This window comes from Mesorhizobium sp. P5_C1 (assembly GCF_054049815.1).
This window is the reverse complement of sequence record NZ_JBFULQ010000268.1, coordinates 1-7507: the sequence shown is the minus strand read 5'-3', so window position 1 is coordinate 7507 and position 7507 is coordinate 1. Positions and strand designations below refer to the sequence as shown.

Genomic DNA, 7507 nt, shown 5'->3' with positions numbered 1-7507 from the left:
GTTGAGAAGACTGCTGCCGCTGCTCAGGCGCGGGCTAATTCGAATGGACGCCGGCCCCACAGAGTTTCACCGAAACGACCTGACTGCCCTTGTCGGACGCAAATCAGCCCTTGAGATCGGGCCTTTCACCAACCCAACGCTTCGGGGTCCAAACGTCAGATATCTCGACGTCTTGGACAAGCAGGGCCTGATCAAGAGGGCGGATGCGGTCGGCTACCCATACTCCACCGCCCCTGTGGATATCGACTATGTCTCCAGCACCGGCGATTTGGGTATCGTCGCCGAGACGTTTGACTTCTGCCTGAGCAGTCACTGCATCGAGCATCAGCCGGATCTGATCCACCATCTGAGACAGGTCGAGAGGATTCTCGTGCCGACAGGCAGATACCTCCTGATTGTACCGGACAAGCGCTATTGCTTCGATCACTTCATTCCAGAGAGCTCAATTGCAGATTTCATCAACGCTCGGGGCAACAGCGTTCACTGCGTAAAGAGCGTCATCGAACACAGAGCACTGATCACGCACAATGACGCTGCCCGTCATTGGGCCGGAGATCATGGGCTGCCGGTTTATCGGCAGAATATTGCTGCCGTCTCCGTGGCCATGAGCGAATATGACAATTCCGGCGGGGCATACGTCGATGTTCACGCGTGGCAATTTACGCCGCAAAGCTTCCGCGACGGCATAGAGGCACTTTCCAATCTCGGTCTCATCGGGCTGGATGTCGAGCAAGTCTATGCCACGCCGCACAACAACTTTGAATTCTGCGCAATTTTGAAACGACGGCAGGCGTAGGTCGTTAGGTTTGGACCTTCGGTTCCTGAAAATTACCGATCGTCCTGCGGCTCACCAGGCTTGCGCAGCAGATACGTATCCATGATCCAGCCCTTCTGCAGACGGGCTTCCTCGCGGACCCTTTCGATCTCCGGGCCGACATCGCCGATCCGGCCCGAGAGAATAATCTCGTCCGCTGTGCCGAGATAGGCGCCCCAATAGATAGCGACATCCTTGTCGGCAAGCGTGTTGAACGCGCATTTTCCATCCAGCATGACGACGGTGCTGCCGGCATTGTCGGCCAGGCCCTCCTGGGAGAGGCGGCGGCCGGTGGTGACGAGGACGGAATCGCCAATGCGGTTCAGCGCCATTTTGTGGCTGGCGGCAAGCGCCTGGATAGCGGTGATGCCTGGAATGACCTCCAGTTCGAACGCGACATTGCCTCTCAGGCGCACGCGCTCGAGGATTCGCAGCGCGCTGTCGTAGAGCGAGGGATCGCCCCAGATCAGAAAGGCGCCGCAGCCATCCTGCGCAATCTCGTCGCGGATCAGGGCTTCGTAGATGGCGGCAATGGCCTCGTGCCAGTCGTCGACCGTCGAGCGGTAGGAGGGCGCCGGCTCGGCGCGCACCGGCACGTCGAATTCGACGCGGCGCGACTTCGGGTTGGTGACGAAGCGATCGCAGATCTGGCGGCGCAGGTCGGCAAGGTCGTTCTTTTTCGCGCCCTTGTCGGGGATGAACAGCACGTCGGCGCGGTTGAGGCCGTTTATGGCCTGAACGGTCATGTGGTCTGGATTGCCGGCGCCGATGCCGATGACGAGAAGCTTGCGCATGGAACGATCTCCTGCCCGATCGAAACCTGTTAGTCCAGAGCGTCATGGCGCGCCCGCGGATGCGGAAGGGCTTTGAAACGCCACATTGAAACGGCTAGGGTCGTGTCGGCATTCTAGCCGAGGGGGCTTCCATGTTGCGATACGTCCTGACCGCCGTGCTGGCGCTTTCAGCCGCGCCTGCATTCGCCAATGATTCGGTTGCCGAGCTCGGCACCGGCGGCCTGATCCTGTCGCGCAGCGATGCCGTGTCGATGCAAAGCGAGGACCTCTTCATCTCGCCGCAAAAGGTGACGGTCGACTACGTCTTCCACAACAACACCGACAAGGATGTCGACGCGATGGTCGCTTTCCCGATGCCCGACATTTCTGGCGATCCCGAGGAGATGCCGGCGATCCCTGAAAATCAGAGCGACAATTTTCTCGGCTTCGAGGTGACGATCGACGGAGTCGCCGCCAAGCCCCAGCTCGAGCAGAAGGTGTTCGCGCTCGGCATCGACATCGGTGCCGATCTGAAGGCTCAGAATGTGCCGTTCAACCCGTTCGGCGACGAGGCGAAGGCCGCATTGGCAAAGCTGCCGCAAGCGGTGGCCGACGATTGGGTCAACCGCGGCATCATCATCGAGGACACGATTGACGACAGCCCCGGCGCGAAACCCAACTACGCGCCGTTCTGGCAATTGCGGTCGACCTACTGGTGGCGCTCGACCTTTCCGGCCAACAAGGACGTTCATGTCTCGCACCGTTACAAGCCGAGCGTCGGCGGCACGTCTTCGGTCAGCTTTTACTTCGACGGCAAGTTCCAGGGCCAATACGCCAGCTACAAGACGCGTTACTGCATGGACGACACCTTCGAGAACGCGGTGCGCAAGGCGGCGAAGGATGGTCCAGACGGCTATCCCCAGTACAACGAAAGCCGCATCGCCTATATCCTGACCACCGGCGGCAACTGGGCGGCGGGCACCATCGGCAAGTTCAAGCTGACCGTCGACAAGGTCAATCCGAAAGCGCTGGTCTCGTTCTGCGGCGACAATGTCAAAAAGGTCGGGCCGACGACGTTCGAGATGACGGCAGACGATTTCTATCCCGAGCACGACATCGACATCCTGCTTCTCGATCCGACGGCCAGCAATGGCGGGGAGGCCAACTGATGCATGTCGCGATTTATGTTGCCATTGCCGAGAACGGCGTGATCGGGCGGGATGGCGGGCTGCCCTGGCGGCTGTCCACCGATCTCAAGCGCTTCAGGGCCGACACGATGGGCAAGCCGATCATCATGGGCCGCAAGACCTTTGAAGGCATCGGCCGGCCACTGCCGGGCAGACTGAACATCGTGGTCACCCGCGACAAGGCCTGGCGCGCCGAGGGTATCGAGGTGGCGCATTCACTCGAAGCCGCGATCCAACTGGCGACGGTGCGCGGGCGCTGCATGGTCGGTGTGGACGAGGTCTGCGTCATCGGGGGCGGCGAAATCTACGCCCAGGCGCTGCCGCTGGCCGACCGGCTGCACGTCACCCATGTGCTGGCAGCGGTCGACGGCGATGCGCATTTCCCGCCGATCGATCCCAATTCCTGGCGTATGGTCAGCTCACAGGAGATTCCGGCGGGGGAAAAGGACAGCCACGCGACGCGCTATTCGGTTTACGAGCGCCGCCGCGACGTGCATTGAAAGACGACAAAGGGTCGCGACCGGGCCAAATCGGACGAAGTCGGCAACGCATCGCGTTGAAAGCGTCTCGTGGCGTCCCTATAGAAGAACGATACTGGATTTCGCGCCATAATTCCGGCGCTTGAGGGAATTCCATGCGAAAGGACATTCATGCCCTGGAACGATAAAAGCGGCGGCGGCGGCCCATGGGGCGGCGGCGGCAACAATCAGGGACCCTGGGGGCAGGGACCAAAGGGACCGAGCGGCCCGCAGGGCTCGCCTCCCGATCTGGAAGACATCATCCGCCGCGGCCAGGACAGGCTACGGCGCGCGCTGCCGGGTGGCGGTGGCGCAAGCCCGGCTATTTTCGCGCTGATCGCGGCAGCATTAGTGGTGCTGTGGGCGTTCCAAGCGGTTTACACCGTGCAGCCCGACGAGGTCGCGGTTGAACTGCGCTTCGGCAAGCCGAAGGCCGAACTGTCGCAGCCCGGCCTGCATTTCCATTGGTGGCCGCTCGAAACCGTAGAGACGGCCAAGATTTCCGAACAGCTCGTCGATATTGGCGGCGGCAACACCAGCGGCAACGGGTTGATGCTTTCAGGCGACCAGAACATCGTCAATGTCCAGTTCTCGGTAGCCTATCAGGTCTCCGACCCCCGGGCCTATCTGTTCGACGTCTCCGATCCCGACGGCATGCTGCGGCAGGTTGCCGAAAGCGCCATGCGCGAAGCCGTCGGCCGCCGGCCGGCGCAGGACATCTTCCGCGATGACCGCCAGGGCATCGCCGCCTCGGTTCGCGAGATCATCCAGACCACGCTGGATGGCTACAAGGCCGGCCTCAACGTCAATGCCGTCTCGATCGAGGATGCAGCACCGCCACGCGAGGTGGCCGATGCGTTCGACGAGGTGCAGCGTGCCGAGCAGGACGAGGACAAGTTCGTCGAGCAGGCCAACCAGTACTCCAACCAGAAGCTCGGCCAGGCGCGCGGCGAGGCCGCACAGGTTCGCGAAGACGCGGCCGCCTACAAGAACCGGGTCGTGCAGGAAGCCGAAGGTGAGGCGCAGCGCTTCATCTCCGTCTATGACGAATATGCCAAGGCGCCGGATGTGACACGCAAGCGCCTCTATCTGGAAACCATGGAGAGAGTTCTGAAGGATTCGAACAAGGTGATCGTCGAGCAGGGCAACGGGCAAGGGGTCGTTCCCTATCTGCCGCTGCCGGCATTGCAGCCGAAGGCGCCGGCACCGGCCGCCCCTGCTGCCGTTACGGGAGGTAACCAGTAATGGCCAATCGTCTCCCCATCATCGTCGTCGCCGTGGCGATCATCCTGTTCCTGCTCTATTCGTCGGTCTTCGTGGTCAATGCGCGCCAGCAGGCGCTGGTCCTCAGGTTCGGCGAGATCGTCGACGTCAAGAGCGAACCCGGCATCTACTTCAAGGCGCCGTTCTCGTTCTTCGACGCCGATACGGTGCAGCTGATCGAGAACCGTGTGCTGCGCTTCGACCTCGACAACATCCGCGTCCAGGTGTCGGGCGGCAAGTTCTATGAGGTCGATGCCTTCATCGCCTATCGCATCTCGGATCCGCGCGTCTTCCGTGCCGCCGTGTCCGGCCAGATCGAACTGGCCGAAGCCCGGCTCAGGACGCGTCTCGACGCTGCCTTGCGCCGTGTCTACGGTCTGCGCGATTTCGAGGCCGCGCTCTCCGAACAGCGCGCCGTGATGATGCGCGAAGTCCGCGATCAGCTCCGGCCCGACGCCACGTCGCTCGGCCTGCAGATCGAGGATGTGCGCATTCGCCGTACCGATCTCACCGCGGAAGTCTCGCAGCAGACATACGACCGCATGAAGGCCGAACGCTTGGCAGAAGCTGCGCGGCTGAGGGCACGCGGCAACGAAGCGGCACAGCGCATCACGGCTCGCGCCGATCGCGAAGTGGTCGAGATCGTTGCCGAAGCGCGCAAAGAGTCGGAAATCCTGCGAGGCGAGGGCGAAGCCCAGCGCAGCGCCACCTTCGCGGAAGCGTATAAGCGCGACCCGGCCTTCTTCGATTTCTATCGGTCGATGAACGCCTATGGCACGGCGCTGGACAACACCGGGACGACCATGGTGCTGTCGCCGAACTCCGAGTTCTTCCGGTTCTTCCGCGATCCTGATGGCAAGGAGGCGCCGGCGAAGCCGGTTTCACCGGCACCTGCCGCGCCTGCGACGGCACCTGCCGCGCCGGCGGCACAGCCCAGCACCAGCCCGTAGCGGCAGGTGCAGGACTTTCTCGCCGCCATGGGCCTTGTCCTTGTGATAGAAGGTCTGGTCTATGGCGGCTTTCCAGGCCTTGCCAGGAAGCTCGCCACTGAAGTGCTGTCGCTGCCCGAGAATGCGTTGCGGATCGCCGGGCTGGCGGCGATTGCCATCGGTGTCGGCATCGTCTGGCTGGTGCGGAGCGGGTGAGGGCGGCGAGCTTCGATCTCGGGATACGAGCTTCGATCCCGGGGGATACGAGCTTCGACCCCGGGATAACGGATGATTTATCCTCTGCCGATAGTCATAGCCGCAAACGTGCCGTATTTTTTGCCAACATGGCGCGACGCGGCGTTTTCGTCGAAGCGCTTTTCTTTTCAAGAATACCGGGAGGCTTCTCGATGACATCCAATACCCTTTTGCGCGCGGCACGGCGGACGCTCATCGCCGGTGCGGCAGCCCTTCTTGTCAGCGCCGTCGCTGCCCCGTCCTTCGTGACGCCGACATTGGCCGCCGACGGCCCTGCTTCGGTCGCCGACCTGGCGCAAGGCCTGCTCGGCGCGGTGGTCAACATCTCGACCTCTCAGACTGTGAAGGGTACGGAAGGTCCGGGCGCGGTGCCGATGCCGCAGTTGCCCGAGGGTTCGCCTTTCCAGGATTTCTTCGACGATTTCTTCAAGAACCGTGGCGGCGACAAGGACAATGGCGGGCAGAAAGTGCAGTCGCTGGGTTCCGGCTTCGTCATCGACGCGGAGCAAGGCATCGTCGTCACCAACAACCACGTGATCGCCGATGCCGACGACATCGAGGTCAATTTCTCGGACGGCATCACCTTGAAGGCGACGCTGGTCGGCACCGACACCAAGACCGATGTCGCGGTGCTGAAGGTCGACCCGAAGGGCCACAAGCTGACGGCGGTGAAGTTCGGCGATTCCACCAAGATGCGCGTCGGCGACTGGGTCATGGCGATCGGCAATCCGTTCGGCCTCGGTGGCACGGTGACGGTCGGCATCGTTTCGGCCCGCAACCGCGACATCAATTCCGGCCCCTATGACGATTTCATCCAGACCGACGCCGCGATCAACCGCGGCAATTCCGGCGGTCCGCTGTTCAACAGCGCCGGCGAGGTCATTGGCATCAACACCGCGATCATTTCGCCGTCGGGCGGTTCGATCGGCATCGGCTTCTCCATCCCCTCGCAACTCGCCTCCGGCGTCGTTGACCAGTTGCGCCAGTTCGGCGAGACCCGGCGCGGCTGGCTCGGCGTGCGCATCCAGCCGGTGACCGACGACATTGCCGAAAGCCTCGGCATGGCGACTGCCAAGGGCGCGCTGGTCGCCGGCGTCATCAAGGGCGGCCCGGTCGACAACGGCACCATTCAGGCCGGCGATGTCATCCTCAAATTCGACGGCAAGGACATCCATGAAATGCGCGACCTGCCGCGCGTGGTCGCCGAGAGCCCGGTCGGCAAGGCGGTCGACGTGCTGATCGTGCGCAAGGGCGTCGAGCAGACCGTGAAGGTGACGCTCGGCCGGCTCGAAGATGGCGAAAAGCTGGCCAGCGGCGAGGACGGCAGCAACACCGACCAGAACAAGGGCGACAAGGCTCCGGCCGTCTCGACGGCTTCGGTGCTTGGCATGACCGTCGGCGAACTGAACGACGAAACGCGCAAGAAGTTCAGCATTGCCGCCGATGTCTCCGGCGTCGTCATCACCGATGTCACCAAGGATTCGGCTGCCGCCGAACGCGGCATCCAGCCGGGCGAGGTGATCACCGAGATCGCACAGGAATCGGTCGCCACGCCCAAGGATGTCATGGACCGGATTGGCGCCTTGAAGGAGCAAGGGCGCAAGAACGCGCTGCTGATGCTGGCGTCGAAGACCGGCGAGCTCAGGTTCGTGACGATCCGGATGGACTGAAGTCCGGAAAGGCTTGTAGTGCCCTGATTTTGAGACGAAAAAAGGCGGCTATTGGGCCGCCTTTTTTCTTGCCTGCCAGTCCTCGCGCGACAATCTGT

The 7507-nt window shown here is 62.5% G+C and carries 8 protein-coding genes; 7 read left to right on the top strand and 1 reads right to left on the bottom strand.

Features of this window, described 5'->3' with window-relative positions; translation table 11 throughout:
- A partial coding sequence (locus ACXJ7R_RS19915) for a methyltransferase domain-containing protein (RefSeq protein ID WP_457153341.1) occupies positions 1 to 796 on the top strand: 796 nt, incomplete at its 5' end.
- Between the two features lie 32 nt (positions 797 to 828).
- On the opposite strand, the gene cobF is transcribed toward ACXJ7R_RS19915, so the two are convergent.
- On the bottom strand, positions 829 to 1608 hold the full coding sequence (gene cobF, locus ACXJ7R_RS19910; protein ID WP_457153340.1) for a precorrin-6A synthase (deacetylating): 780 nt from the start codon (positions 1606 to 1608) through the stop codon (positions 829 to 831).
- Between the two features lie 131 nt (positions 1609 to 1739).
- Here cobF and ACXJ7R_RS19905 point away from each other — a divergent pair, with 131 nt between their 5' ends.
- The 6 genes from ACXJ7R_RS19905 (at position 1740) to ACXJ7R_RS19880 (ending at position 7409) form a co-directional block, all read left to right on the top strand.
- On the top strand, positions 1740 to 2756 hold the full coding sequence (locus tag ACXJ7R_RS19905) for a DUF4424 domain-containing protein (RefSeq protein WP_457153339.1): 1017 nt from the start codon (positions 1740 to 1742) through the stop codon (positions 2754 to 2756).
- Positions 2756 to 3274, top strand: coding sequence for a dihydrofolate reductase (locus tag ACXJ7R_RS19900; protein WP_457153338.1), 519 nt, complete (start codon positions 2756 to 2758; stop codon positions 3272 to 3274). The genes ACXJ7R_RS19905 and ACXJ7R_RS19900 overlap by 1 nt, the downstream gene beginning before the upstream one ends.
- A gap of 150 nt (positions 3275 to 3424) precedes the next feature.
- On the top strand, positions 3425 to 4537 hold the full coding sequence (gene hflK, locus ACXJ7R_RS19895; protein ID WP_095087121.1) for an FtsH protease activity modulator HflK: 1113 nt from the start codon (positions 3425 to 3427) through the stop codon (positions 4535 to 4537).
- Complete coding sequence (gene hflC, locus ACXJ7R_RS19890) at positions 4537 to 5505, top strand: protease modulator HflC (RefSeq protein WP_095087123.1); 969 nt, start codon at positions 4537 to 4539, stop codon at positions 5503 to 5505. The genes hflK and hflC overlap by 1 nt, the downstream gene beginning before the upstream one ends.
- A gap of 6 nt (positions 5506 to 5511) precedes the next feature.
- Positions 5512 to 5700, top strand: a complete 189-nt coding sequence (locus ACXJ7R_RS19885) for a DUF2065 domain-containing protein (protein ID WP_095087125.1) — start codon at positions 5512 to 5514, stop codon at positions 5698 to 5700.
- Positions 5701 to 5891: 191 nt separating this feature from the next.
- On the top strand, positions 5892 to 7409 hold the full coding sequence (locus ACXJ7R_RS19880; protein ID WP_457153337.1) for a DegQ family serine endoprotease: 1518 nt from the start codon (positions 5892 to 5894) through the stop codon (positions 7407 to 7409).
- Positions 7410 to 7507: the final 98 nt, after the last annotated feature.